We start from the raw sequence: 25,477 nt of genomic DNA on the forward strand, positions 1-25,477 counted from the left end.
TATGATAGAGATAGTCATTTGATATTTCATCCATTATGTCTATTCATCCAGATCCACAAATCAATCGTTTAAATGTTTTAGGGGAACCTTTAGCAAGTTGTTGTTTCGACCCTATTACAGGCTATTTTAGAAATGGTTTCTGCCACACAGCAGTAACAGACCTTGGTCAGCATACCGTATGTGCACAAATGACCTCTGATTTTTTAAATTTTTCACAAAAAATTGGTAATGATCTTATTACCCCTTTACCAGAAGTAGATTTCCCCGGCCTAAAGCCTGGTGATTTCTGGTGTATCTGTGTAACTCGTTGGGTAGAAGCTTATCAAGCGGGTCAAGCACCTCCCATCAAAATACATGCATGTCATCAAGCTGTATTAAGCTATGTGCCTTTAGATGTTTTAATGGAATTTGCAGTGTAATGGTACAGCCACAAATTATTTTGGCATCAAGTAGTCAAACACGCAAAGCCTTAATGGATCGCTTAGGTATTAATTATGTCTGTGTAAGTCCAGATATTGATGAAAGCCCTCGGGATGAGATCCATGCGGATGAACTTGCGAAAAGGTTAGCTTTCACAAAAGCCCAAGTAATTGCCACACAAAACCCACATGCAATTATTATTGGTTCCGATCAAGTCGCATGGCGAGAACATGCCCCAAGTGACTTTATTGGTAAACCGATGACCACTGAAAATGCCAAAGTACAATTAGCAGAAAACTCAGGCCGAACTGTCTTTTTTAGTACTGCACTGAGTGTGCAATGGCTTGAACGGAATTTTGAGCAAACGCTTGTTGAACACTACCAAGTTAAATTCCGAACGTTGAATCAAGCCGAAATTGAACGATACGTTGCATTAGATCAACCATTACATTGTGCTGGTAGCTTTAAGTGTGAAAGTTTAGGAATTAGTCTGTTCGAAAAAATGACAGGTCAAGACCAGACCACACTCATGGGTTTACCAATGATTCAGCTTTGCCATACTTTAAGGCAGCTTGGTCTACAAATTCCTTAATTTTAGATATTTTTATTAATAGGTTATTTTCATGACACAACCTTTAACAGTTTTAGGCGGTATTACTGCCGAACAATTTTTAGCAGAGTATTGGCAGAAAAAACCTTTACTTGTACGTAATGGACTTCCCGAAATTGTAGGTCTTTTAGAGCCAAATGATGTTCAACAACTTGCCTTAGAGGAACATGCAAGTGCCCGACTCATTCGTCAAAAAGATAAAAATCCAAACGAATGGCATGTCAAGTCTTCCCCTTTAACCAAGGGTGATTTTCAAAAGCTACCAAAATTATGGACGCTTCTAGTACAAGCGGTAGATCACTACTCTTTTGATCTTTCTGAACTTTGGAAAAAATTTCCCTTTATTCCTCAATGGCGCCGCGACGATATTATGGTGTCCTACGCGCCTAAAGGCGGTTCCGTAGGAAAACATTTTGATTTTTATGATGTGTTTTTAGTTCAAGGGCATGGACATCGTCGCTGGCAGTTAGGACAAATGTGCGACGCAAATACTGCATTTGTACTAAATCAACCATTAAAGCTTTTACCAGAAATAGACGTGCAATTTGATGAGGTTTTAGCGCCTGGCGATTTACTCTATGTTCCACCAGGAATGGCTCATTATGGCGTTGCGGAAGATGATTGCTTAACGTTCTCATTTGGCTTTCGCATGCCAAACGTTGCAGGGATGATGGAACGTATTAGTGATCAATTTTCAGCTAATACTTTATTGCAAAATCCTGTTGTAGACATCGCACGTAAACAGATGAGTCAAATTGGTGAAATCAACTCAACTGAACTGGGTCACCTAAAAGACTTAGTATTGGCTCAATTACAAGATTCAGCAGCACTTGATGCCGCTATCATGTCTTATATGAGTGAACCTAAATATCCGGATAATATTCCAGAAGCTGATGAAATCGAAGCCGATGACTTAAAAGAAATTTTACCCGAAGGATACGAAATTCTTTTAGAGCCAGCCTCTCGACTACTTTATACAGAACAAAACGGTACCCTAAACTTTTGGGGAAATGGCGAAGCCCTATTTATAGCTGAGTCTTTTGGGCAAAAATTAAAATCGATTGCCAATGGAGAGAGCCTGCCATTCGATAGCCAATTTAATGATGATGAAATACTAGAGAATGTTGCTCACTTATTAAATGAATCTATTCTTATGCTTTTGCCTCCTGCAGAGTAAATGCATTAATAAAAGTAGATTTTTTCATGAAAGTGAAAAAGTCTACTTTTCAAATTAGCAACCGAACTCAAAATACACTGAATCATTATTCGTTAAATTCGCCTACAAACTATCAAATAGTGTGTGGCTAATGTTTTAAACCTAAAGCAAACTTGAAATGAGACTAAAAAACAGAAAAGCCTAATTATTAAGAAATGACATATCTCTTACTTACTTTTTCCTTAAAATTTAAACGATAAAGTTTAAAAAATAATATCTTTTTTCTATCAATAACAAACAATACCTTGTAAAATTAAAAATCCAGATTCTCATTAATACAGATCACAGTTCAAGCGAATAGCAATTCATTTGTGAGAGGCTAAAAAAATATGTCGAAGAAAGATGACATTATTAACACCGCATTAAGACTTTTTAACTCGTATAGCTATAATTCTATAGGTGTGGATCGCATCATTAATGAATCTGGCGTTGCAAAAATGACTTTTTACAAGCATTTTCCATCAAAAGAAAAATTAATTGAAGAATGCCTACTTCTACGAAATACGCTTTTACAGAACTCTCTTACCTCGGCCTTATCAAAACATGATGAGTTAGACCCTCTTGCGAGAATTAAAGCAGTATTTTTATGGTATTCCGACTGGTTTAATAGTGAAGATTTTAATGGTTGTATGTTTCAAAAAGCTTTGGAAGAGGTTTTAAAACAGTATCCTTCAACACATCAACCTGCCACTTTGTATAAAGCTTGGTTGACTCAGCTCATGCAAAATCTTCTTAACCAATATGATGTAAAAGAACCACGCCCCTTATCTTTATTACTCGTTAATATATTGGAAGGTATGACAATTCAAGCTCAGGTCGAACATGGTTCAATAAAAATTTATGATTATTGGAATCGAGTTGAAAAATTAATCGATTTTGAAAGAGCTGCTTAAAAATAAAGCGTGAGATTCTTCTTCTTATATTAATATTCTTCTTCTCTATCACGCTGCGTCTGAAAGTCATTTTGGTTCATAATTAGACGTTTTTTTCGACCCTACTAAACCAAAATATACAGACCTGTCTGTACAAAACAGATTATATATTTAAAAAATAAAAACTCAATCTTTTTTTATACTTCTTTCAAAGATAAATTAGATTTAACTATTTATCGAAGTGAAATAACGCTGATTTCCTATTAACTTCAATTCACTTATACTTAACAATTACACTTATAACACAATGCAACACTTTAGACACAAAAGAAATACAAACAACTGTTTTTAATTAAAAATACTACTTATTTATCAGTTCCCCTTATATTGCTTTTCAACAAAAACAATTGGATTGATTAGTTTTGCTACATTCATTTCCTCAAGATCAATCTATACTATGCCCGCTATATTGATATAGGTATAAAGTATGAAAGATGGACTCCAAATTGAAGAAATGAAAAATGCGGCTGATTCAGTCGTTGGAATTCTAAAATCTTTGGCTAATACAGATCGTTTATTAATTTTATGTCACTTAGCTTACGAGGAGCTAAATGTCTCACAAATTGAAGAGAAGACCCAAATTACACAGCCCACTCTTTCACAACAGCTTATGATGTTACGTAAAAGTGATGTTGTATCAACTCGTCGTGATGGTAAGCAAATTTTTTATTCTATTAAGGACGATAATATGCATTCAATTTTAAATACGCTTCATCAACTGTACTGTGCAAGTAAATAATATCTTTAAATTATAATTTATAATAATATTAGTAACTTCCTGAAATATGCGATTTTTCAGCTTGAAAGCTTAGCGTCTAGTCCAAGCACAAAGTTTTGAAAATTCGCGTAGCTTTTCCAAAGTGACACCGACACCATTTCATCTGTGATCAATTCATTTCTCTGTAGTTCATGCAGTACTTCACAGCTTTTTGATATAACTCATCTTCTTAACGAACAATTAACAAGCAAAACCACTAATAAAAAAACTCAAACTTAAATAATAAACAAAATTAAAACAATAACTTAATATTACCAACTATTATAAAAAACTCTAATTAGCATAATAAAGCTTAAGATTCACATCACTTAAGTATAAAATACCCCGCTTGTTCAACCTTTAGCCATGAATAGGTTAATAAGGTCTTTATATGCTTGAATTCCTTTCTCGATTAAGCTTGGTAGCCAAGATTATTTTCGCCATTATTTTAGGTATTGGCGTTGCATTATTATTTCCAGACGTTACGCCATATTTAAGTTTGTTTGGTGAGCTTTTTATTAAAGCATTAAAATCTGTTGCGCCTATTTTAGTTTTTGTATTGGTACTTTCTTCTATCGCCAACTTTCAAGTAGGCCATAGTGCAAATTTACGTCCAATCATAATTTTATACGTAATTGGTATGTTGCTTGCTGCTTTCACAGCTGTGATTGTTAGTCTTTCTTTTCCTAGTACATTGTTCCTTAACACTGTTTCGCACAATGATTTGCAAGCACCAGGAAGTTTAGCGGATATTTTAAAAAATCTGCTTTTAAGCTTTATTGCTAACCCTGTTCAAGCAATTAGTGAAGCAAACTTTATCGGTATTTTAGCTTGGGCAATTGGCTTAGGTTTAGCGATGCGCCATAGCTCTGACACCACAAAAGAAGTAATGCAAGATGTTGCACATGCTGTCAGCGCTATTATTCATAAAGTAATTGCTTTTGCACCTGTCGGTATTTTCGGTTTGGTTGCAGTAACTTTTGCTGACGCTGGCCTCGCAACCCTTGAAAGTTATGCGCAATTATTAATAGTACTGTTAGGTACGATGTTCTTTGTTGCTTTAGTTATTAATCCAATCCTTGTTGCACTTACTATACGTGGGAATCCATATCCTCTCGTGTTTAAATGTCTTAAAGAAAGTGGGATTACGGCTTTCTTCACGCGAAGTTCAGCAGCCAACATTCCAGTTAACCTAGATTTGGCAGAACGCTTAGGTGTTAATCCATCTACAGCAAGTGTGTCTATCCCATTAGGAGCGACCATCAATATGGCTGGTGCAGCAGTAACAATTACTGTACTCACATTAGCAACTGTACATACGCTTGGAATTCATGTTGATTTTGCAACAATGCTTATTTTATCAGTTGTTGCTACAGTTTCAGCATGTGGTGCTTCTGGTGTAGCTGGTGGTTCTTTACTTTTGATTCCAGTAGCATGTAGTTTATTTGGTATTTCAACTGAAATTGCTATGCAAGTGGTAGCTATTGGTATGATCATTAGTGTATTGCAAGACTCTACAGAAACAGCGCTTAACTCTTCTACGGATGTTTTATTTACCGCAGCTGTAGATATTCGCTCTAAACAAGCTTCTTAAAAAAATGCCATTTCAACGTCTACCAAACTGGTTCCAACTCGGAGCCTTTTTACTGGCATTCAATGCCGGAATGATTAATGTATTAGGGTTAATTACTCTTTTACATCAATCTATTTCACATATGACTGGCAACGTTAGTATGCTAGCTATGAGTTTGGTAGAGTGGCAACCAGAACATATTATCTTCTTGCTTCTGGTAATTATCTGTTATGTTTGCGGTTCATTTTATAGTGGTTTTATTTTAGGCAGCAGCCACTTTCGATTAGGTCGTCGCTATGGCCTACCTTTGAGTCTTGTTGCCTTATTCATTTTTCTTTGTTGGCTATTACTTCCTTATTTTCCACGCTATGGATTATTATGGGCTTGTACAGCGATGGGCCTACAAAATGCAATGGTGAGCCATTATAAAGGCACAATTATTCGAACTACCCATCTATCTGGTGTTTTAACAGATATTGGTTTAGCCCTTGGATATAAAGCCAGAGGCTTACCAGTAGAAAACCGACGTATTGTTTTACACTTACTTATTTTTACGGGTTTTCTGCTTGGGGGAATTCTCGCAGCGTTGGTACATCCGTATCTAAAGTTACAAGCATTTTTATTGCCAGCAACTTTAAGCTTAGTCTTAAGTATTTCTTACTGGGTAGTTTACTTCTACAGCCCTTCAACTTCACATAAGGATTAAGTCATGGTTAAAAATGCCTTACAAGCACAGCTACTAAAAGCTGGGTTAGTGGATAATAAAAAAGCAAAAAAACTAACAAAACAAGCTCATCACGAACAACGTATTGGGCAAAGCGATGAGCCTGAAATTAAAGCGAATATTGAAAAAGCTCAACAAGAAAAGTTAGCTAAAGATCAGGCTTTAAACTTAGAAAAACAGCAACAACTTGAGGAGAAAGCCCTCAAAGCATCTATCATTCAAATGATTAAACATCATAAAATTTCAAATACTGATGGTGATAGTGTTTATCAATTTATTGATGAGGGTAAGATCAAGAAGGTATATATTTCTCAGCAAATATATAATGCACTTGTTTCAGGCAGTTTGCTCATTGCTAAAGATCAAAATCAATATGCATACTTACCTAAACCATTAGCTGAAAAAATTGATCAAAAAATGAAAGGTTTTATTCTATTGAGTAATGCTGAGTCCAATGAACAGACCACAAATGAAGAAGATCCTTATGCAGCGTATGTTATTCCTGATGATTTAATGTGGTAATACACACAAGGGCCTTTATGATGTAAATCTAAAGGCCTTTTTCGAATTGCTTTAAAAGTATTAATTTAACAAATGTTCAAAATACTCAGAAAAAATACTTAAAGAATAAATTCCTTCACCACTTTATCTATTAATCCCGATATAATAAATCATAATTTTTTAAGTCCTCGCGACATTCTTGAAGATTTCTTCAGGTATCCAAATTTTACGTCATGTACTAACAAATGACGTACAACGTAATCAGTTCATGTGTATTTGCACATACTCCAAAGATCGAAAACCTAAGTGATATTGATCTAACTGACTTTTTTGTAAATTTAATTGCAAAGACTTAATTAAGTGGCTTTTGTCTTAAAGGTAGTAATTCATGCTGAAGTGGTTTGAAAAACTTGTAGACCCCTACCCAACAAAAGGTCTGGATGAACCTTTACCAACTCGTTTTTTTCCATTTGTCTGGCAAGCGACGGAAGGCTTACGCCCTTACTTATTCTTACTTATTCTTTTTACAGCAGGTGCTGCGAGCTTTGAAGCTTTACTTTTTTCAAAGATTGGACAACTCGTAGATTGGTTAAGTAAAAGTCATCCTGAAAGTTTTTTCAGTCAACATGCAACTGATCTACTGCTTTTAATTGGTGTTTTATTTGCTAATATCTTTTTCGTAAATATTCAATCTATTGTTAAACACCAGATTTTATATAGTACTTTTCCAATGCGTTTGCGTTGGCGTTTTCATAATCTTTTATTAAAACAAAGCTTAGATTTTTTCCATAATGACTTTGCTGGAAGACTTTCTGCAAAAGTGATGCAAACTGCCCTGGCTATCCGTGAATTCTGGATTATTTTAGGCGACATGTTGGCTTATGTTGCTATTTACTTTATTACCGTTAGCATTGTTCTTGGGGCTATTTCCCCTATTTTGTTAATACCACTTTTAGTTTGGTTAACTTTATTTCTAATAAGTGCATGGTTCTTTATTCCCCGTTTAAGTAAAGTTTCACAGCAACAAGCCGACGCCAGAGCAGTTATGACTGGTCGCATTACCGATGCTTATACCAATATTCAAACTGTTAAATTGTTTGCTCATGCGGGACGTGAAAGCCAATATGCAAAAGCATCAATGAAAGAGTTTATGACAACAGTCTATGCTCAGATGCGCTTAGGCACTCTTTTTGAAATAAGTATCAACATGTTATCAGCCGTTTTGTTTATTGGCGTTATTGGTACTTCAGTTTGGCTATGGACTCAAGGTTTAGCAGCATTAGGTGTAATTGCAGCGACGACTGCGATGATTTTAAAACTTAATAGTATGGCTGAATTTATGATGTGGCATATGTCTGCATTATTTGAAAATGTTGGAACCATTCAAGATGGTATGCAAACATTAGGTAAAAAAATCAATATTCAAGACAAGGCAGAGGCAAAAACACTTAAAGTTCCTCAAGGCGAGATTGTATTTAAAGATGTAAGCTTTGCTTATAACAATAAAAATGTCATTGATCACTTCAACTTGCATATTAAAGCAGGTGAAAAGATCGGTATTGTTGGGCGCTCTGGAGCAGGTAAATCAACGCTTATTCAACTGCTTTTACATTTTTATCATCTCAAAGACGGTGCAATTTTAATTGATGGGCAAAATATTGAAGATGTAACTCAAGATAGTTTGAGAGCAAATATTGCTTTAGTTACTCAAGATACGTCTTTATTACATCGTTCAGTTGCCGAAAATATTAAATATGGCCGTCCAAATGCATCTGATGCAGACATGGAAAATGCTGTAAATAAAGCAAAAGCAGCCGAATTTATACCTCAATTGGTTGATTTAAAAGGTCGTAATGGATATCACGCCCAAGTCGGTGAACGTGGTGTAAAACTGTCTGGCGGTCAAAGACAACGTATTGCTATCGCACGTGTATTCTTAAAAGATGCCCCTATTCTCATTTTAGATGAAGCGACAAGTGCATTAGATTCAGAAGTTGAAGCAGCGATTCAATCCAGTTTAAATGACCTTATGGTTGATAAAACGGTTATTGCAATTGCACACCGATTATCTACTATTGCACAAATGGACCGTTTAATTGTTCTTGATGAAGGTCGAATTGCTGAACAAGGAACGCATGAAGAGTTAATTGCTCAAAATGGAATATATGCACAATTATGGAAACGCCAAACAGGCGGCTTCCTGTTTGAACAAAAAGTTTTACAGGGTCAAGATTAATGCTTTATTTAGAAGATTTGAAAATTGGTGATCGCTTCATTAGTCGTGAATATGAAATCACCTTAGATGAAATCAAAAAATTTGCAAATTCCTATGACCCTCAACCGTTTCATACAGATGAAGAACAAGCTAAGCATGATCCTATTTTTCAGGGGATTGCTGCCAGTGGTTGGCACACCTCTGCCATCACTATGCGTTTATGGACAGAATGCATGCCTATTCATGGTGGTTTGATAGGTTCAGAATCTAGCCTGCGGTGGCCACGCCCCACCCGACCAGGTGACAGAATTCATGTTGAAGCTGAAATTTCAGCTATAACCCCATCCAAAACAAAATTAGATCGTGGTATGGTAAGTTACGTTACGCAAGCCTTAAATCAACATGGGGATGTTTTACTTATTTCAACAACAAAAATTGTTGTCTTTAAAAAAAATGTTTAAAAATGGTTGATATGATTGTCTAACAGTTTTTATAAACTCAGATTATATTTCATGACAAGATGTGTAAGAAATGCATGTGAAAAATTGATGAGAGCAATGGAACGCATATGAAAATTACCTCAGCTCGTCAAGATCAAGGTATTCCGGGTGTCTATGGCTTATTGCTATTAGATGTCGTTTCACGTTGGGGATACAACGACGAAACATTATTTGCTCCATTTCATCTTACCAGCGAGCAACTGGCTGATCCTGACTATCGTATTTCTACACCAGTAGCAAATGAACTGGTGAAACACGCTCTTAATTTAACTGGTGAAACTACTTTGGGTTACCATCTTGGTACTCAAATGCGTATTTCAATTCATGGTTTCATTGGCTATGCAATTATGACAGCCAAGGACATTACTGAAGCAATTGCTCTCGCAGCTCGCTTTATTCAGCTACGCTTACCTTTTTTACAATTATATTTCTCAACTTTTGGGCCCAAAGCGACTTTACAATTACAGTGTGATATCGAACTTGAACCGTTGCGTACAGAAATCGTTTTAGGTTTAACCATTGGTATCATGAGCATGGCGAAAGCGATGACTGGTATTGAAGATTTAGCTGGTGATGTAGATTTAGATTTTCCAGAGCCCGAAGGTTTTGAAAAATATAGAAATAAACTGAGCAGTACAATTCGCTTTAACCAACCACATTTGATTTCCAGTTTTGATAAAAAGTATTTAGGGCTTAAATTGGTTAATGCTGACCCTATCGCAAGTCAAGTTGCCATTAACCAATGTGAAGCTGAACTTTCTGCTTTAGGTGAGCGCCGCCGTTTAGCAATGCGAGTTCGTGACATTTTAAGTAATTCTGAACAACATTACTTAAGCATAGAAAATGTAGCAGAATATCTACATATGTCAGATCGCACACTCAAGCGTCAATTAGCAGCAGAAGGAACTTCCTTTTCAACTTTGGTTGATGAAGTGCGTTATCGACATGCGACATCTCTGCTTTCCCGTACAGATTATAGTCTTGAACAAATTGCAGATGAACTTGGCTATTCGGACGTTGCAAATTTTAGCCGAGCTTTTAAACGCTGGAGCGGCCGTAGCCCAAGCAACTGGCGTAAAGACCCATACTTATAATGTTTAAAACTATTGGACACAAGCTTAAGGAGTTACCATGAATCATCCTTCGGAACTGAAGTATGCACGTACACATGAGTGGGTAAAAATTGAAGGTGATCTTGTTATTACAGGGATTACTGACCACGCACAAGATGAACTTGGCGATTTGGTGTACGTCGAAACTCCTGAAGTTGGTAGTCAAGTTACAGCTGGCGAACAAGCTGGAGTTGTTGAATCAGTGAAAACTGCTTCAGACATCCATGCTCCTGTTTCAGGCACTGTAGTAGAAGTAAATACTGACCTTGAAGATGATCCTGATTTTGTAAATGATGATCCATACGGCAAAGGCTGGATTTATAAAATCAAACCAGACAATATTGCAGATGTTGAAAAACTTTTAACAAATGCAGAATATGAAGCTGGCCTATAAGATAGGTATAGTTTTCAAGATTTAATAAAAACCAGTTTAGATTTAGACTGGTTTTTTTCTTTGTTTATGCAGTTAATTTAAAATCAGTTATCTGATTCGGTGACCTATATGACAAAACTTGTTGTATTCTCTGGCGCGGGTATGAGTGCCGAAAGTGGAATTAGCACTTTTCGTGACAGTAATGGTCTATGGGAAAATTACGATATCCAACAAGTTGCCACACCTGAAGCATGGCAAAAGAATCCTGCTTTAGTTCAACGCTTTTATAATGAACGACGTAAAAATATTTTAGAAGCCAAACCAAACGAAGCTCATCAATATATTGCTAAGTTACAAGATTATTTTGACGTTCAGGTTATTACTCAAAACATTGATGATTTACATGAGCGTGCAGGAAGTTCCAAAGTTTTACACTTGCATGGAAATATTCGTTTAGCAAAAAGTTCTGGCCCAAATGCACAATTTACAACTCAGTTTTATGACATTAACGGTTGGAAATTAGACTTAGAACATGACCTGTGCCCAGATGGTTATCCCCTTCGACCACATGTTGTTTGGTTTGGTGAAGCTGTACCAGCTTATGAAGAAGCAATTAGATTAGTGCAAAGTGCAGATATTTTTATTGTAATCGGGTCGACATTAAGCGTATATCCTGTTGCAGGTTTAGTGCATGAGATTACAGCTCAATGTAAAGCTTACTATATAGACCCCAAAGCAGATCATGTGCGTCTTCCTCAACAATACGAATTGTTAAAGATGTCAGCGACTCAAGGAATGCATGAACTTTTTGAAAATTTAACTCTTTAAGTGCTATTTTTAAGGACCAAATAAATTTAATTTGAATAAAAATTACTTTTTTTTAGATAAAATTTTCTAACATTGTTCTAATTTCGCTCAATAAAACTTTACCCTCTAACCGCTTTGTAACTAAAAATAGGGTTATTTTTTTGAAAAACTTATTTTTCTTCATATAATTTTAAAAAAAGAAATATTAAAAATATTCTAAGATTATGATTATTAATATATTTTTATAATTTGTAATCTCAATTATCTTTAGTTACATAAAGTTATAAAAACTACAATACAAAAATAACAGAGCAAAAAAATTCTTTTGTGGTTGAATCTCAACCTCTTGAATGCCGTACAAGAAAACAGCGACCTGGATTAGGTTACAATCACGGATTATGGATATAAGGACACACATCCATCATGAGTTATTTTGATCCCACCCTCATCATGTTTATGGTGTACATCGTAGCAATGGTACTTATTGGCTTATTTGCCTACCGTGCTACAAGCGACTTCTCAGATTATATTCTCGGTGGTCGTAGTTTAGGCAGTTTCGTTACTGCGTTATCCGCAGGCGCATCAGACATGAGTGGTTGGCTACTCATGGGTTTACCAGGAGCTATCTATCTTTCTGGTCTATCTGAAGCGTGGATTGCAGTTGGTCTTATAATCGGTGCTTGGCTTAACTGGCTACTGGTTGCTGGTCGATTACGCGTTCATACTGAAATTCAAAACAATGCATTAACTTTGCCAGATTATTTTACAAGCCGTTTTGATGACCAGAAAAAAGTACTTCGTATTTTCTCGGCTGTTATCATCTTGGTTTTCTTCGCTATTTACTGTGCTTCAGGCATGGTAGCGGGTGCCCGTCTATTTGAAAATCTATTCGGCATGTCTTACAACACAGCAATTTGGCTCAGTGCTATTGCAACCATCAGTTATGTTTGTATCGGTGGATTCTTAGCAATTAGCTGGACTGATACATTCCAAGCTGGATTGATGATTTTTGCCCTGATTTTGACACCAATCGTGACTTACCTTGCGATCGGGGACACAACTCATTTTGTTGCCCTTGTTGAAACTGCTCGCCCGCACGCATTTAATCTCATCTCAGATTTTGGTGTGGTAGCAGTTCTATCCTCCATGGCATGGGGTCTTGGTTACTTTGGTCAACCCCACATCCTTGTACGTTTCATGGCAGCCGACTCAGTAAAATCTATTCCTGCTGCTCGTCGTATTGGTATGACTTGGATGATCTTGTGTTTAGCAGGTGCTGTAGGTGCTGGTTTCTTCGGTATTGCTTATTTTGAACAACACCCTGAATTAGCAGCAGTTGTAAGCAAAAACCCTGAAACTGTATTTATGGAATTGACTAAAATTTTATTCAACCCATGGATTGTGGGCATCATTTTGGCGGCAATTTTAGCTGCTGTGATGAGCACGTTAAGCTGTCAACTTTTGGTATGTTCAAGTGCTTTAACTGAAGATTTATACAAAGGTTTCCTTCGCAAAAATGCATCTCAAAAAGAACTTGTATGGGTTGGCCGTGTAATGGTTCTTGTCATTGCTGTTCTTGCTATTGCTCTTGCAGGGAACCCAAATAGTAAGGTTCTTGGCCTTGTTGCTTATGCATGGGCTGGCTTCGGTGCAGCGTTTGGTCCGCTTATCATCTTGTCATTGTTCTGGAAACGTATGAATTTACAAGGTGCCTTAGCAGGTATGATCGTTGGGGCGGTTGTGGTTATTGGCTGGAAAAATCTTTTCGCAAGCACAGGTGTTTACGAAATCATTCCGGGCTTTATCCTTGCATTTATCAGCATCATTGTAGTGAGTCTTTTAACTAAAGCGCCAAATACGACAGTAACTGGACGCTTTGAACAAGCAGATAAACTCTACAAAGAAAGCGTATAAATCATTGAAATAAATAAAGGGGCTTCGGCCCCTTTATTTATTTTTGGTTTTGATTTTAATTTTTGAAGTATCTTTCACTACTTGCATCACTGGATAACTCCGAGTTTCTTTTACCCCAGGTAACTGCCACAACACCTGCCCCGCAATTCGTCTGAATTCTTCCATACTGCCACTTCGTAATTTAATTAAAAAGTCGAAGCCTCCACTTACCATGTGGCATTCCACAATCTCTGGATAGTGCACTACAGCATCAATAAACTCATCTAAAACATTAGGTGTGGTTTTATCCAGTAACACCTCAACAAACACCAGAAAATTGGCATTTAAATTAACAGGGTTTAGCTTAGCCTCGTATCCCAAGATGAATTCATCTTTTGTCAGCTTTTGAACTCGAGCCATCACAGCAGTTGGAGATAAATTCACGAGTTCGGCTAATTTACTGTTCGAAATACGCCCATCTGTTTGAAGAATATCCAAAATTTTTAAATCAGTACGATCAAGGCTTAATAATGGGCCATTCATCTGAATTTTCCTCTAAAAAATGGGATAAATATAGTGAGTTATTCGGTGTTTCTTCTGTAATGATAAATTATCTAAACCTCTCTACTCAAGATCTTTGTACGAGAGTCGGTTGTCGGAAACAGATATGAATACAATGGATACTTTTCATCAAATGGATAAATCTCACCAAGGCTATATCACCGAATTCAACGATAAAAGTGAGTTTGAACAACGCATTAACACAGCTTGGCGACGTGCAGAGCCAGAAGCTGTAGAAGAGCTATTACAAGCTGCCGCGGTATCTGATGATTTAGATCATAAAATTTACGACCTTGCTTTTAATCTTGCCCATAATTTACGTGAACGTAAAACCTCTTCGGGTAAAGCAGGTATTGTTCAAGGCTTATTACAAGAATTCTCTCTGTCTTCACAAGAAGGCGTGGCGCTCATGTGTCTTGCTGAAGCTTTGCTTCGTATTCCTGACACAGCAACACGTGACTTGTTAATTCGAGACAAAATTAATCAAGGTAACTGGAAAGAACACGTTGGTCACAGCAGCTTAATGTTTGTAAATGCTGCGGCATGGGGCCTTATGCTGACTGGTAAGCTGATGGAAACCCCAAAGCAAACTAGTCTTTCAAGCGTACTTACTGGTTTGTTGGCACGTAGTGGTCGTGGCATTATTCGTAAAGCAGTTGACGTTGCAATGCGTATGATGGGCGAACAGTTTGTTACTGGTGAAACCATTGAAGAAGCTGTAGACCATGCGAAAGTGCTGGAAGACAAAGGTTTTCGCTATTCTTACGACATGTTGGGTGAAGCAGCTTTAACCGAGCATGATGCTGAACGTTACTTTAACGATTATAACCAAGCCATTCATGCAATTGGCAAAGCGTCTAACGGTAAAGGTGTTTATGATGGTCCGGGTATTTCAATCAAGCTTTCTGCTTTACACCCTCGCTATCAACGTGCGCAAATTGAACGTGTTCATCAAGAACTCTACGGCAAAGTATTTGAACTCGCTCGTTTAGCTAAACACTACAACATTGGTTTAAATATCGATGCTGAAGAGTCAGAGCGTTTAGAAATTTCCCTTGAGTTACTTGAGCGTCTTTGCTTCGAACCAGAACTTGCGGATTGGAAAGGTATTGGCTTCGTTATTCAGGCGTACCAAAAACGCTGTTTCTTCGTGGTTGATTATATTATTGATCTTGCGAAACGTAGTCAGAAACGCCTCATGATCCGCCTTGTGAAAGGTGCGTATTGGGATAGCGAAATTAAGAAAGCTCAAATCGAAGGTATGGACGACTACCCTGTCTTTACCCGTAAAGTACATACAGATTTATCTTATATCGCTTGTGCTAAAAAATTACTTGCTGCGCCAGAGTTTATCTATCCGCAATTTGCAACTCATAATGCTCAAACATTGGCAACGATCTATCATTTAGCTGATCCAAGCCAATATTATGCTGGTCAATATGAGTTCCAATGTTTACATGGTATGGGTGAACCACTTTATGAACAAGTTGTTGGTCCGCGCGAGCAAAATAAATTAGGTGTGCCATGCCGTATTTATGCTCCCGTTGGTAACCATGAAACTTTGTTGGCTTATTTAGTTCGTCGTTTACTTGAAAATGGCGCAAATACTTCATTCGTTAACCGTATTGCCGATAAAACACTTAAAGTTGAAGATCTTATCCAGTCTCCAATTTACGATATTCGCAATGCAGCTAAACTCGAAGGCTTGGTTGGTTTAAAACACCCATCAATTCCGTTACCTTTAGACATGTATGGATCACTCCGTAAAAACTCTAAAGGATATGATTTAGCAAACGATGCTCCACTTGAAGCTTTAGATAATACAGCTCAACAGCTAAGTAATCGTATTTGGCAAAGCCATCCATTATTGGCAAATAACGATTCATTAGAACAAAGTCATTCTGTTGCAATTACAAACCCAGCACAAAATGATGAAATTGTTGGGCATGTGCAAGAAGCTGATCTTAAGCATGTTGAAATTGCACTTAATGCAGCTGAGCAAACTCAATCTGAATGGTCAAATACACCTAAAGATCAGCGTGCTCAATACTTAAAACGCGCAGCAGACCTCATGGAAGGTCGTATGCAAGAACTTATGGTTCTTCTAAGCCGTGAAAGTGGTAAAACTTATGCAAATGCGATTGCAGAAGTTCGCGAAGCTGTAGATTTCTTACGTTACTATGCGACTCAAGTTGAGAACCTTCCTGCAAATACAACAATTCAGCCTTTAGGTACTGTACTTTGTATTAGCCCATGGAACTTTCCTCTTGCAATTTTCTCAGGTCAAATTGCAGCTGCATTAGGCAGCGGTAACTGTGTTATTGCTAAACCTGCTGAACAAACGCCTTTAATTGCAGCTCAAGCAGTTCAAATTTTATGGGAAGCTGGTATTCCACATGGTGCTGTACAGCTACTTCCCGGTCGTGGTGAAACAGTTGGGGCTCAGCTTAGCCAAGATAGTCGTATCGATGGCATCATGTTTACTGGTTCAACTGAAGTTGCAAAAATTTTACAGAAAACTGTTGCGAAACGTTTATCTGATAATGGTCAATCTATTCCTCTCATTGCAGAGACTGGCGGTCAAAACGCCATGATTGTGGATTCATCAGCATTAACTGAACAAGTTGTACTTGATGTTGTAAGTTCAGCTTTTGATAGCGCGGGTCAACGTTGCTCTGCTTTACGTATTTTATGTGTGCAAGAAGACAGTGCTGCAACCGTTATTAAAATGCTTAAAGGTGCAATGCAACAGTTGAGCGTAGGTAACCCTGCGATTTTAAAAACTGATATTGGTCCTGTTATTGATGTTGAAGCAAAACAGACGATTGACCAACACATCCAAAGAATGAAGTCTAAAGGCTATCCAGTACATCAGCTGATGTTTGGTGCCACAAGTCAGGATGAATTAGATAAAGGAACTTTTGTTGTACCAACAGCAATTGAACTCCCTAATCTTGATGACTTACAACGTGAAGTCTTTGGTCCAGTTCTACACATCATTACTTATAAGTATGGTGAACTCGAACAACTCATCTCACGTATTAATGCCAAAGGTTATGGTTTAACAATGGGTCTACATACCCGTATTGATGAAACCATCCAAACCGTCATTCAACATGCTGAAGTTGGTAACCTCTATATCAACCGTAATATTGTGGGTGCTGTTGTTGGTGTGCAACCATTTGGTGGTGAAGGTTTATCTGGTACAGGTCCAAAAGCTGGCGGTCCACTTTACATGTATCGCTTAATGCAGCACTGTTCAAATAAAGTATTGGCAACACCATTTGCCATGAAGACTGAGCAAACTGCTTTTGAAGGCTTTAACCGAGAGGTTTATCAGAGCTTACAAAATTGGGCGAAACAGCATTTACCGCAAGCAAATCGCGAAATTGAACCATTTGGCGTTGGTAAGTTTTATGAGTTACAAGGCCCTACTGGCGAAAGTAACCAATATATTATTCTGCCGCGTCACCGTGTTCTTTCAATCGCTGACACAGAACAAAATCAGTTGCATCAATTGCTGGCAATTTTTGCAGTTGGTAGCCAAGCTGCGGTAATGCATAACAGTCCATTATTGGCAAAATATAAACAAACCTTGCCGAAAGATGTTCTTGCTGCAATTACTACGGTTAAAAATATCAGTTCTGATGATTTTGATGCAGTTTTACACCATGGTAACCGTGAAGAAATCTTCTCGTTACAGCAAGAAGTTGCGACTCGTTCTGGCGCAATTGTTGGTATTACCCATGTTGAGCCAAATGAGACTATTCCGCTTGAGCGTTTAGTGATTGAACGTGCGATTAGTGTGAATACAGCTGCAGCTGGTGGTAACGCAAGCTTAATGACAATGACTGATTAATCCATCATTTTCTAAAAAAGCCCAAATCTCAGTATTTGGGCTTTTTTATTTAATAAAGTAATCTATTCTTAAATATATAAATTTTATCAAATCGAGATTCTAATAATGGTCTTTTTAGAACCAGAACAATATCAACAAAGATGCGCTCAACTTTTTAATTCATATCAAAAAGATATTTCCACACTTCTACCATTTGCCAAAATTGAACATATTGGTTCATCTGCAATACCGAATGCTATTTCAAAAGTGATCTGGATATTTACGTTGAAGTTAAGCCTGAGCAGTTTGAAATTGCAATTGAAAGGTTAAAAACGCTTAACTTTATTGAAAAGCAAAATACGCTAAGAACGCATGAGCTTTGTATGCTCGAATCACTTAATAACGATGATGTGGCATTTCAAATTGTAGTAACGGACTCAGTATTCACATTTTTCTTAACATTTAAAAATAAGCTTATCACCTCTTCAGCACTGGTCCATGAATATAATCAATTAAAATTACAGTGTAATCATTTAGATCACGATCAATATAGAGCAATAAAAGCAGATTTTATTAATCGTGTTTTGAAGCATCCTTAATTTTAACGTTAGTCTTCCTTATCGATATCTAGCTAAAATTGGCTCCTGTAACCCCGTTTTTTTTGATACCATTCACTATTTGATTCTGTCTAAATTTTCTTTGTCTATGACCTCTTCTTATCAACAACAACTTCAAACTAAAATTGACCGCATTACTGCCCAATTTTCTGAATTCACTCCACCTACATTAGAAGTGTTTGAGTCACCTGAACAACACTTCCGTATGCGTGCTGAGTTTCGTATCTGGCATACAGAAAATGACATGTTCTATGCCATGTTTGAACGTAATGATGATGACAAGCAGAAAACAGTTGTACGCATTGATGAGTTTCCTATTGCGGACCAAAGCATTAATGATTTAATGCCAAAACTTTTAGAAGAACTTAAAGCGGAACCCAAGCTTTCTAGCCGTATATTTGAAGCTGATTTTCTTGCAACTCTTAGCGGCGAAATGTTAGTTACCTTAATTTATCACCGTAAACTAGACGAAGAATGGGAACAGGCAGCTAAAGCACTTGCTGAGAAGTTAGACATTAAGATTATGGGTCGTAGTCGTGGCCAGAAAATTATTATTGGCGATGACTTTGTCGTAGAAGAATTTGAACTTTTAAATCGTTCATTTAAATACAAACAAATCGAAAGTAGCTTTACTCAACCTAACGCACAAGTTTGCAAAAAAATGCTGCAATGGGCATGTGATGCGGCTGAAGGATCGAAAAAACACTTATTAGAACTTTATTGTGGTAATGGTAATTTTACTCTTCCTCTTTCTTTAAAGTTTGAACGTGTTCTAGCAACAGAACTTGCAAAATCTTCCGTTTACGCTGCTCAATGGAACATCGAACAAAACCAGATTGATAATATTCAAGTCGCCCGTCTTTCAGCCGAAGAATTTACTCAAGCTTATCAAGGTGAACGCGAATTCCGACGCTTACAAGAAGCAAATATTGATATCCAGAGTTATGATTTTGATACCGTATTTGTCGATCCTCCGCGTGCAGGAATTGATGATGAAACTTTGAAATTATTACAGGGCTTTGAGCGTATTATTTATATTTCATGCAACCCAGATACACTATATGAAAACTTAAAAATATTAGGTTTAACTCACCGTATTGCGAAGTTTGCATTGTTTGATCAGTTCCCATATACCCATCATGTTGAATCAGGTGTCTTACTCGAGAAAATTTAAACAAAATCTTTCATTGTAAAGTTTTAAATAGGGAGGTTTTATATCTCATTATTTTTTAAAGTTTTTTTATTCAACTATTTAATTTTTCAAAAAATATCAAGTCATCTATCTGTCATAATTTCGTTTAACTCGAGTATTCCTATCGAAAATTCTTGAGTTCAATTGGTGAATTTATCACTTATAGAGGCTTGTATTTTATTTTAAATTGGCTATATTTCGAGCTATGTTAAGTTGTATATGAAGGCTCTATGAGTTTTTGGCAAAAGCTGTTCTTGGCAGATCAACAGCATAACGAGCATAAAAACCAAACTGCTTGTGTTGAAAATGACTGCTCATGTAAAACAAATGAACAACTTCTAAGTGCGCTTGCACTAGCAACAGATGAAGATGTCATTAAGGGAATTAAAAAAGTTCTTATTTCCCGTGGTTATAGCCGAAAAGAGTTAAATGAACTCACTCAAAAACCATCTATTCACTAATAAAAAAAGCCAGTCTTGTACTGGCTTTTTTTATATTTCACTTTAATCGACAATCAGTCTGATCGACCCACCCAACAATTGGCCCCATTTCAAATAGTTGATCATTACGCTTTGTCTTTTGAACATATAAACTAGAAATAGAACCATCAAGATATAAAGCCTGCTCTACCTTAAGATTTCTTTGAAAGAACTGAGCAAACTTATAAAAACTCACGCTGTTCTTCGATATTACAAAGTAGAGTTTATTATTTCGAATTCCGACTCCATTACGAATTTTATTTGATTGAGAGTCCTGTAAAAAAAGAGAATTAATCTTTCCGTCAATAACTAACATCGGGCCAGATTGTGTCGCATAATCAACGTTAAATTTTTGTCTACTATATTGCTGCGTTGTTAAAATAATGGCCTGTTTTTTATTCCAACCTAGCACACCATTCGGCTGTAAAAAGAAATTTCCTGATCCTTTATTTTCATTTAAGGGCTGAATCACTTTAGCTTGTTCAACATACAGACCAACTGGAGAAAATCCTGGATGGAACATGCCTGCATTCATTGCGAAAGAAAGTCGCTCACAATGCTTTAAATGTTCCTGAATATTGTTAAAACTTTTGTAATACTGTTGATTAGAATTTTTCAGAAACAAGCGTAACTGTTTTAAATCGCTAATTGAAACCACATCATAATCATCGCCTTCTGCTGTCTTCACTTGCTGGTGTTCTATAGCATAAACAGGCTGAACCAAAAGCCCATATATAGTTAAGCACCACATTAACCATTTCATTTAACATCACCTGACATGACATTTTTCCTTCATATTAAGTCACTAAATTATATACAAGAAATATGAATAGATTGGATATGCATCAAACTCATTCATTCGACGTAATCAATACACTCCAAATTGCTGATATTGGTTATAATGGTTAGCACTTTTCAATAAAAGCCATTTACACTTTATTGGATCAGCGTAAGCATGGAACAACCGAATAAGCGCTACCCTCTAGGGGCTCATCTCATCGTAAAACATCTCGGCTATAGCCATCATGGTATATATGCAGGGAGAGGCCGAGTTATCCATTATTCAGGCTTAGCGCATTTCATCAAAAAACGCCCGATTGAAATCACGTCAATAGATGCATTCTCGCATGGCAAAAAAATTCACGTTCGCTCTTATGAAATGCCACGCTACAAAGGAAAAGCTATCGTGCGCCGCATGCGTTCACGTATGCATGAAAACCACTACCATCTGATTATTAATAACTGTGAACATTTATGTAGTTGGGCAATTACCGGAGTCGAAAGTAGCACTCAAGTTGAACGTATGATGCATCGATTAACGACCATTGGGTATGTAAGCTCAATCATGAGCTATATGAATGGCATGATGCTCACTGTCGCAACGACATGTTTTGCTCTTGTTCTTTATATTAAAAAGAAATTGCGTGATCAGGCAAAAATGAAAGTTCCTACTTACCAATTTTTAAGAGAAAAATCTGAAAAAAGAAATATTGATCCTTCAGTCCCTTTAGTATTTATAGATCCAGATAAAAAAGAACCAATTTAATAAAAAAGCCCTCAAATATGAGGGCCTTTTTGACAACTTAAAACTTATTTTTTATCAACTTTTGCTTCAGTCGTAATGTTTACAGTAATCTTATCACCCACGTTTGGCACATAGCTGCCTAGGCCAAATTCAGAACGCTTGAATGAAGTTGTAGCATTGAAACCAATCGCTGGAACTTTTGCCATTGGGTGTTCGCCTTGCTTATTTAACACGGCATCAAGTACTACTGGTTTAGTTACGCCTTTAACGGTTAAGTCACCAGTAATTTTAAAGTGCTTTTTATCTTTAGTTTCTACTTTCGTACTTTTGAAAGTGATATTTGGGTATTTAGCTGCATTAAACCAAGCTTCTTGTTGGAATTCTTTATCTAAAGCAGGTACGTTTGTATTTACGCTGCTTAAAGGAATAGTTACATCTACAGAAGAATTTGCTGGTTTAGCATTATCAACTTTAATTACACCTTGGATATCTGAGAAGTTAGCACTTGGCGTTGAAAAGCCAAAGTGATTCCATGAAAAAACTGTAGCGGTATGTGTAGGATCAATTTTGTAGTCCACTGGCGCAGCTAAAGTAACTGAACTAGCTAATGCTACTGCCAAACCGAAGCTTAATGTTTTAAGATGCATTTTTCGTATCCTTTATTGATATAGTCGTTAGTGTATACATCAAGTAATTTAATTCACTATTCTTTATAAAACGATATGTTTCATCCATGCAACAATAAAAGCGTTACAGTTATTATTTAAAAACAATATTATAAAGTATAGGTACTATCGTACCGTGTCTGGACTCTTAAATTAATTCGTTTTTACTTCGATTTTTGATTAATAATAAGGTAAAACATGGCTAATACTGCTCAAACACAAAGTACTTCCACTCCATATCGAGTAACTCTTACTGATCCTTCAGGTCATCAATGGTTTGCTGATGAACCTACAGACAAAGGTGGTCTAGATACTGCTCCAAATCCAGTTCAAATCTTACTGTCTGCTTTAGGCGCTTGTACCACCATCACATTAGAGATGTATGCGAATCTTAAAGGTATTAAAATTGATCATGTTCAAGTTGATTTAGCATTAAACCCAAATGGTGAACCAGAGAAAGGGCAAAATAATATTGAACGCAAAATCACGCTGAAAGGTGAATTCACGGAAGACCAACACAAGCGCTTACTAAAAGTTGCCGAGAACTGCCCCATTCATAAGTTACTCACTTCTCAAATTAATATTCAAACCGAACTTAGCATTTAACCTTTCAGATATAAAAAAGCGCTCCCTATGGAGCGCTTTTTTACACTACTTCAATATTTAAGCAGTTAATTCTTTTACTGCTGCAACAACAGCTTCAGTTGTAATACCAAAAAATTGGAACAAGTCTTTCGCTGGTGCAGACTCACCATAAGTTGTCATACCAATCACTTTGCCATCAAGACCAACAAACTTCCACCAGTAGTCAACATGAGCTGCTTCAACTGCAACACGTGCACGAATATGAGCTGGTAATACAGCTTCACGATATGCAGCGTCTTGTTTCATAAACTCTTCTGCACATGGCATAGAAACTACACGCACGCCGTCAAGTTGAGCATAAGCTTCCATTGCTAAAGAAATTTCAGAACCAGTTGCAATAATAATTGCTTTCAATTCGCCTTTTTCTTGAGCAAGAACGTAACCACCTTTTGCAACATTTTGAATTTGTTCTTCAGAACGTGTTTGGAATGGTAAGTTTTGACGAGAGAAAATAAGTGCTGTAGGGCCATCTTTACGCTCTAGAGCAGATTTCCACGCAGTAGCAGTTTCTACAGTATCAGCAGGACGCCATGTATTTAGGTTCGGTGTACCACGTAAAGAAGCAATTTGTTCGATTGGTTGGTGAGTTGGACCATCTTCACCTAAACCAATTGAGTCATGTGTATAAACATGGATTACACGTTGTTTCATCAATGCAGACATACGTACTGCATTACGCGCATATTCCATAAACATTAGGAATGTTGCAACGTAAGGAACAAAACCACCATGCAATGCAACGCCATTCGCAATTGCAGTCATACCGAACTCACGTACGCCATAATACACGTAGTTACCAGCTGGGTTTTCTTGAATGCCTTGACAACCTTTCCAAAGCGTTAAGTTAGAACCAGCTAAGTCAGCAGAACCACCTAGTAATTCAGGCAATAAAGGACCAAAAGCTTGTAATGTGTTTTGGCTCGCTTTACGTGTTGCGATTGTTTCGCCTTTCGCATTTGTTTCACGAATGAATGCATCTGCTTGTGCTGCAAATTCTGCTGGTAAGTCACCGCTAATACGACGAAGTAACTCAGCCGCTTCAGTTGGATATTTTGCTTGATACTGTGCAAATACCGCATCCCAAGCTGCTTCAGATTCAGAACCTTTTGCTTTCGCATCCCATGCAGCATATACATCAGCAGGAATAACAAATGCTTCTTCTTTCCAGCCTAATGCTTCACGAGTTAAAGTAATCTCATCTTTACCTAATGGCGCACCATGACAGTCTTCTTTACCTTGCTTATTTGGTGAACCTAAACCAATAATCGTTTTACACATAATGATTGTTGGTTTTTGAGTTTCAGCTTTTGCTTCGATTGTTGCTTGACGAATCGCATCAGCATCATGTCCATCTACACGAAGAACTTGCCAACCATAGGCTTTAAAGCGCTCTTCTGTATCATCGCTGAACCAGCCTTCTACTTCACCATCAATTGAAATGCCATTGTCATCATAATAAGCAATCAATTTACCAAGTTGTAATGTACCCGCTAAAGAACATACTTCGTGAGAAATACCTTCCATTAAACAGCCATCACCCAAGAAACAGTAAGTGAAGTGGTCTACAACGTTTAAATCATCTTTATTAAACTGAGCGGCTAAAGTCTTTTCTGCTAAAGCAAAACCAACAGCGTTTGCAATACCTTGACCTAAAGGACCAGTCGTTGTTTCAATACCTGGTGCATAACCATATTCAGGGTGACCTGGAGTTCTAGAATGCAATTGACGGAACTGTTTTAAATCTTCAATTGAAAGATCATAACCTGTTAAATGAAGCAAAGCGTATTGCAACATTGAACCATGGCCGTTTGATAAAACGAAGCGGTCGCGGTTCGCCCATTGTGGGTTAGTTGGGTTGTGATTTAAAAACTCGCGCCAGACGACGTCAGCAATATCTGCCATCCCCATTGGAGCACCAGGATGCCCTGAGTTTGCCTGTTGCACAGCATCCATTGCCAATACACGAATTGCATTTGCAATACGACGTTCGTTTAAAGGGGTCGTCATAAGATCAGAATCCAATTTTAATAGATTGATGAAAAGAAGAAGATGAATAACAATTCAATGCCGCTATATTGTCTTAAAAAAAAGGCTGAGGGTAAACCCCAACATAGTATATTTCTTTATTTTTAACCGTTTCTTGGTTACACAAAAAACATTTGGACCTTTAAGTTATACAAAACAGTGCTCATTTTCTTAAATACTGCCTAAATATGCGAGCAGACACTTCTATTACACTTTGATATATAGATAAAATATTTTAAAAATTCTATCTACATCGATCATGTTTCTTTTCTTTAAAATTCGACTTGTAGGACATAA

At 37.1% G+C, this 25,477-nt stretch carries 23 protein-coding genes and 1 pseudogene; 20 read left to right on the forward strand and 4 right to left on the reverse strand.

Translation table 11 applies throughout. The features are described from left to right. Positions 1–35: 35 nt before the first annotated feature. The 14 genes from WA249_RS02300 to putP all read left to right on the forward strand — a co-directional run bounded on the left by WA249_RS02300 (position 36) and on the right by putP (position 13,654). Positions 36–419: a DUF2237 family protein gene (locus WA249_RS02300; protein WP_003651438.1), complete on the forward strand. Its 384-nt coding sequence runs from the start codon at positions 36–38 to the stop codon at positions 417–419. After that, the gene (locus WA249_RS02305) at positions 419–1,012 is read left to right on the forward strand and encodes a Maf family protein (RefSeq protein WP_336166282.1); all 594 of its coding nucleotides are present in this window, start codon (positions 419–421) and stop codon (positions 1,010–1,012) included. Before WA249_RS02300 ends, WA249_RS02305 begins: the two co-directional genes overlap by 1 nt. A gap of 31 nt (positions 1,013–1,043) precedes the next feature. Beyond that, positions 1,044–2,207 carry a ribosomal protein uL16 3-hydroxylase gene (locus WA249_RS02310; RefSeq protein WP_336166283.1) on the forward strand — a complete coding sequence of 388 codons (1,164 nt, stop codon included), beginning with the start codon at positions 1,044–1,046 and terminating at the stop codon, positions 2,205–2,207. Positions 2,208–2,575: 368 nt separating this feature from the next. Next, on the forward strand, positions 2,576–3,139 hold the full coding sequence (locus tag WA249_RS02315; RefSeq protein ID WP_336166284.1) for a TetR/AcrR family transcriptional regulator: 564 nt from the start codon (positions 2,576–2,578) through the stop codon (positions 3,137–3,139). Positions 3,140–3,605: 466 nt separating this feature from the next. Continuing rightward, positions 3,606–3,917: an ArsR/SmtB family transcription factor gene (locus WA249_RS02320; RefSeq protein WP_002121379.1), complete on the forward strand. Its 312-nt coding sequence runs from the start codon at positions 3,606–3,608 to the stop codon at positions 3,915–3,917. 409 nt (positions 3,918–4,326) lie between these two features. After that, a complete protein-coding gene (sstT, locus tag WA249_RS02325; protein ID WP_336166285.1) occupies positions 4,327–5,529 on the forward strand; it encodes a serine/threonine transporter SstT in 1,203 nt (400 codons plus the stop codon). Between the two features lie 4 nt (positions 5,530–5,533). After that, complete coding sequence (locus tag WA249_RS02330) at positions 5,534–6,214, forward strand: YoaK family protein (protein ID WP_016138327.1); 681 nt, start codon at positions 5,534–5,536, stop codon at positions 6,212–6,214. Positions 6,215–6,217: 3 nt separating this feature from the next. Next, positions 6,218–6,754, forward strand: coding sequence for a DUF2058 domain-containing protein (locus WA249_RS02335; protein WP_336166287.1), 537 nt, complete (start codon positions 6,218–6,220; stop codon positions 6,752–6,754). Between the two features lie 367 nt (positions 6,755–7,121). Further along, on the forward strand, positions 7,122–8,969 hold the full coding sequence (locus WA249_RS02340) for an ABC transporter ATP-binding protein (RefSeq protein WP_336166288.1): 1,848 nt from the start codon (positions 7,122–7,124) through the stop codon (positions 8,967–8,969). After that, the gene (locus tag WA249_RS02345) at positions 8,969–9,409 is read left to right on the forward strand and encodes a MaoC family dehydratase (RefSeq protein WP_336166289.1); all 441 of its coding nucleotides are present in this window, start codon (positions 8,969–8,971) and stop codon (positions 9,407–9,409) included. The genes WA249_RS02340 and WA249_RS02345 overlap by 1 nt, the downstream gene beginning before the upstream one ends. A 107-nt stretch (positions 9,410–9,516) precedes the next feature. Further along, positions 9,517–10,542 carry an AraC family transcriptional regulator gene (locus WA249_RS02350; protein WP_336166292.1) on the forward strand — a complete coding sequence of 342 codons (1,026 nt, stop codon included), beginning with the start codon at positions 9,517–9,519 and terminating at the stop codon, positions 10,540–10,542. A gap of 37 nt (positions 10,543–10,579) precedes the next feature. Further along, a complete protein-coding gene (gene gcvH, locus WA249_RS02355; protein ID WP_003651425.1) occupies positions 10,580–10,954 on the forward strand; it encodes a glycine cleavage system protein GcvH in 375 nt (124 codons plus the stop codon). 99 nt (positions 10,955–11,053) lie between these two features. Next, positions 11,054–11,761 (forward strand): SIR2 family NAD-dependent protein deacylase, encoded by a 708-nt coding sequence (locus WA249_RS02360; RefSeq protein ID WP_336166293.1) that lies wholly within the window; start codon positions 11,054–11,056, stop codon positions 11,759–11,761. Positions 11,762–12,163: 402 nt separating this feature from the next. Then, positions 12,164–13,654 (forward strand): sodium/proline symporter PutP, encoded by a 1,491-nt coding sequence (gene putP / locus WA249_RS02365; protein ID WP_336166295.1) that lies wholly within the window; start codon positions 12,164–12,166, stop codon positions 13,652–13,654. 33 nt (positions 13,655–13,687) lie between these two features. On the opposite strand, the gene WA249_RS02370 is transcribed toward putP, so the two are convergent. Beyond that, the gene (locus WA249_RS02370) at positions 13,688–14,176 is read right to left on the reverse strand and encodes an Lrp/AsnC ligand binding domain-containing protein (RefSeq protein WP_016138334.1); all 489 of its coding nucleotides are present in this window, start codon (positions 14,174–14,176) and stop codon (positions 13,688–13,690) included. Positions 14,177–14,300: 124 nt separating this feature from the next. Between WA249_RS02370 and putA the strand changes: the two genes are divergently transcribed. The 4 genes and pseudogenes from putA (at position 14,301) to WA249_RS02390 (ending at position 20,302) form a co-directional block, all read left to right on the forward strand. Beyond that, entirely contained in the window at positions 14,301–18,053 is a 3,753-nt protein-coding gene (putA, locus tag WA249_RS02375; RefSeq protein WP_336166297.1) for a trifunctional transcriptional regulator/proline dehydrogenase/L-glutamate gamma-semialdehyde dehydrogenase, read from the forward strand. A 105-nt stretch (positions 18,054–18,158) separates the two neighbouring features. Continuing rightward, positions 18,159–18,631, forward strand: a pseudogene (locus WA249_RS02380) (GrpB family protein). Between the two features lie 106 nt (positions 18,632–18,737). Next, a complete protein-coding gene (trmA, locus tag WA249_RS02385; protein ID WP_336166298.1) occupies positions 18,738–19,823 on the forward strand; it encodes a tRNA (uridine(54)-C5)-methyltransferase TrmA in 1,086 nt (361 codons plus the stop codon). A 248-nt stretch (positions 19,824–20,071) separates the two neighbouring features. Then, positions 20,072–20,302, forward strand: a complete 231-nt coding sequence (locus tag WA249_RS02390) for a hypothetical protein (RefSeq protein WP_003651412.1) — start codon at positions 20,072–20,074, stop codon at positions 20,300–20,302. 37 nt (positions 20,303–20,339) lie between these two features. Here the strand turns inward: WA249_RS02390 and WA249_RS02395 are convergent, their stop codons facing one another. After that, the gene (locus WA249_RS02395) at positions 20,340–21,083 is read right to left on the reverse strand and encodes a phosphodiester glycosidase family protein (protein ID WP_336166299.1); all 744 of its coding nucleotides are present in this window, start codon (positions 21,081–21,083) and stop codon (positions 20,340–20,342) included. Between the two features lie 192 nt (positions 21,084–21,275). On the opposite strand from WA249_RS02395, the gene WA249_RS02400 reads away from it, so the two are divergent. Beyond that, positions 21,276–21,866 carry a lecithin retinol acyltransferase family protein gene (locus tag WA249_RS02400; protein WP_336166300.1) on the forward strand — a complete coding sequence of 197 codons (591 nt, stop codon included), beginning with the start codon at positions 21,276–21,278 and terminating at the stop codon, positions 21,864–21,866. A 44-nt stretch (positions 21,867–21,910) separates the two neighbouring features. On the opposite strand, the gene WA249_RS02405 is transcribed toward WA249_RS02400, so the two are convergent. After that, a complete protein-coding gene (locus WA249_RS02405) occupies positions 21,911–22,492 on the reverse strand; it encodes a YceI family protein (protein WP_336166301.1) in 582 nt (193 codons plus the stop codon). A 216-nt stretch (positions 22,493–22,708) separates the two neighbouring features. Between WA249_RS02405 and WA249_RS02410 the strand changes: the two genes are divergently transcribed. Then, the gene (locus WA249_RS02410; protein WP_336166302.1) at positions 22,709–23,116 is read left to right on the forward strand and encodes an OsmC family protein; all 408 of its coding nucleotides are present in this window, start codon (positions 22,709–22,711) and stop codon (positions 23,114–23,116) included. A 57-nt stretch (positions 23,117–23,173) separates the two neighbouring features. Here the strand turns inward: WA249_RS02410 and tkt are convergent, their stop codons facing one another. Next, positions 23,174–25,162, reverse strand: coding sequence for a transketolase (gene tkt, locus WA249_RS02415; RefSeq protein ID WP_336166303.1), 1,989 nt, complete (start codon positions 25,160–25,162; stop codon positions 23,174–23,176). Positions 25,163–25,477 lie beyond the last annotated feature (315 nt).

Origin of the sequence: Acinetobacter sp. 161(2023) (genome assembly GCF_037027805.1) — a bacterium.
Lineage (GTDB): Bacteria > Pseudomonadota > Gammaproteobacteria > Pseudomonadales > Moraxellaceae > Acinetobacter.

Excerpts from the sequence above, each read along its gene's own strand:
- WA249_RS02310 (WP_336166283.1), top strand. The coding sequence starts at position 1,044 with ATGACACAACCTTTAACAGTTTTAGGCGGTATTACTGCCGAACAATTT.
- WA249_RS02340 (WP_336166288.1), top strand. The coding sequence starts at position 7,122 with ATGCTGAAGTGGTTTGAAAAACTTGTAGACCCCTACCCAACAAAAGGT.
- WA249_RS02315 (WP_336166284.1), top strand. The coding sequence starts at position 2,576 with ATGTCGAAGAAAGATGACATTATTAACACCGCATTAAGACTTTTTAAC.
- WA249_RS02320 (WP_002121379.1), top strand. The coding sequence starts at position 3,606 with ATGAAAGATGGACTCCAAATTGAAGAAATGAAAAATGCGGCTGATTCA.
- WA249_RS02405 (WP_336166301.1), bottom strand. The coding sequence starts at position 22,492 with ATGCATCTTAAAACATTAAGCTTCGGTTTGGCAGTAGCATTAGCTAGT.
- WA249_RS02410 (WP_336166302.1), top strand. The coding sequence starts at position 22,709 with ATGGCTAATACTGCTCAAACACAAAGTACTTCCACTCCATATCGAGTA.
- WA249_RS02345 (WP_336166289.1), top strand. The coding sequence starts at position 8,969 with ATGCTTTATTTAGAAGATTTGAAAATTGGTGATCGCTTCATTAGTCGT.
- WA249_RS02300 (WP_003651438.1), top strand. The coding sequence starts at position 36 with ATGTCTATTCATCCAGATCCACAAATCAATCGTTTAAATGTTTTAGGG.
- putA (WP_336166297.1), top strand. The coding sequence starts at position 14,301 with ATGAATACAATGGATACTTTTCATCAAATGGATAAATCTCACCAAGGC.
- WA249_RS02395 (WP_336166299.1), bottom strand. The coding sequence starts at position 21,083 with ATGAAATGGTTAATGTGGTGCTTAACTATATATGGGCTTTTGGTTCAG.
- tkt (WP_336166303.1), bottom strand. The coding sequence starts at position 25,162 with ATGACGACCCCTTTAAACGAACGTCGTATTGCAAATGCAATTCGTGTA.
- sstT (WP_336166285.1), top strand. The coding sequence starts at position 4,327 with ATGCTTGAATTCCTTTCTCGATTAAGCTTGGTAGCCAAGATTATTTTC.
- WA249_RS02390 (WP_003651412.1), top strand. The coding sequence starts at position 20,072 with ATGAGTTTTTGGCAAAAGCTGTTCTTGGCAGATCAACAGCATAACGAG.
- trmA (WP_336166298.1), top strand. The coding sequence starts at position 18,738 with ATGACCTCTTCTTATCAACAACAACTTCAAACTAAAATTGACCGCATT.
- WA249_RS02335 (WP_336166287.1), top strand. The coding sequence starts at position 6,218 with ATGGTTAAAAATGCCTTACAAGCACAGCTACTAAAAGCTGGGTTAGTG.
- WA249_RS02400 (WP_336166300.1), top strand. The coding sequence starts at position 21,276 with ATGGAACAACCGAATAAGCGCTACCCTCTAGGGGCTCATCTCATCGTA.
- gcvH (WP_003651425.1), top strand. The coding sequence starts at position 10,580 with ATGAATCATCCTTCGGAACTGAAGTATGCACGTACACATGAGTGGGTA.
- putP (WP_336166295.1), top strand. The coding sequence starts at position 12,164 with ATGAGTTATTTTGATCCCACCCTCATCATGTTTATGGTGTACATCGTA.
- WA249_RS02350 (WP_336166292.1), top strand. The coding sequence starts at position 9,517 with ATGAAAATTACCTCAGCTCGTCAAGATCAAGGTATTCCGGGTGTCTAT.
- WA249_RS02370 (WP_016138334.1), bottom strand. The coding sequence starts at position 14,176 with ATGAATGGCCCATTATTAAGCCTTGATCGTACTGATTTAAAAATTTTG.
- WA249_RS02330 (WP_016138327.1), top strand. The coding sequence starts at position 5,534 with ATGCCATTTCAACGTCTACCAAACTGGTTCCAACTCGGAGCCTTTTTA.
- WA249_RS02305 (WP_336166282.1), top strand. The coding sequence starts at position 419 with ATGGTACAGCCACAAATTATTTTGGCATCAAGTAGTCAAACACGCAAA.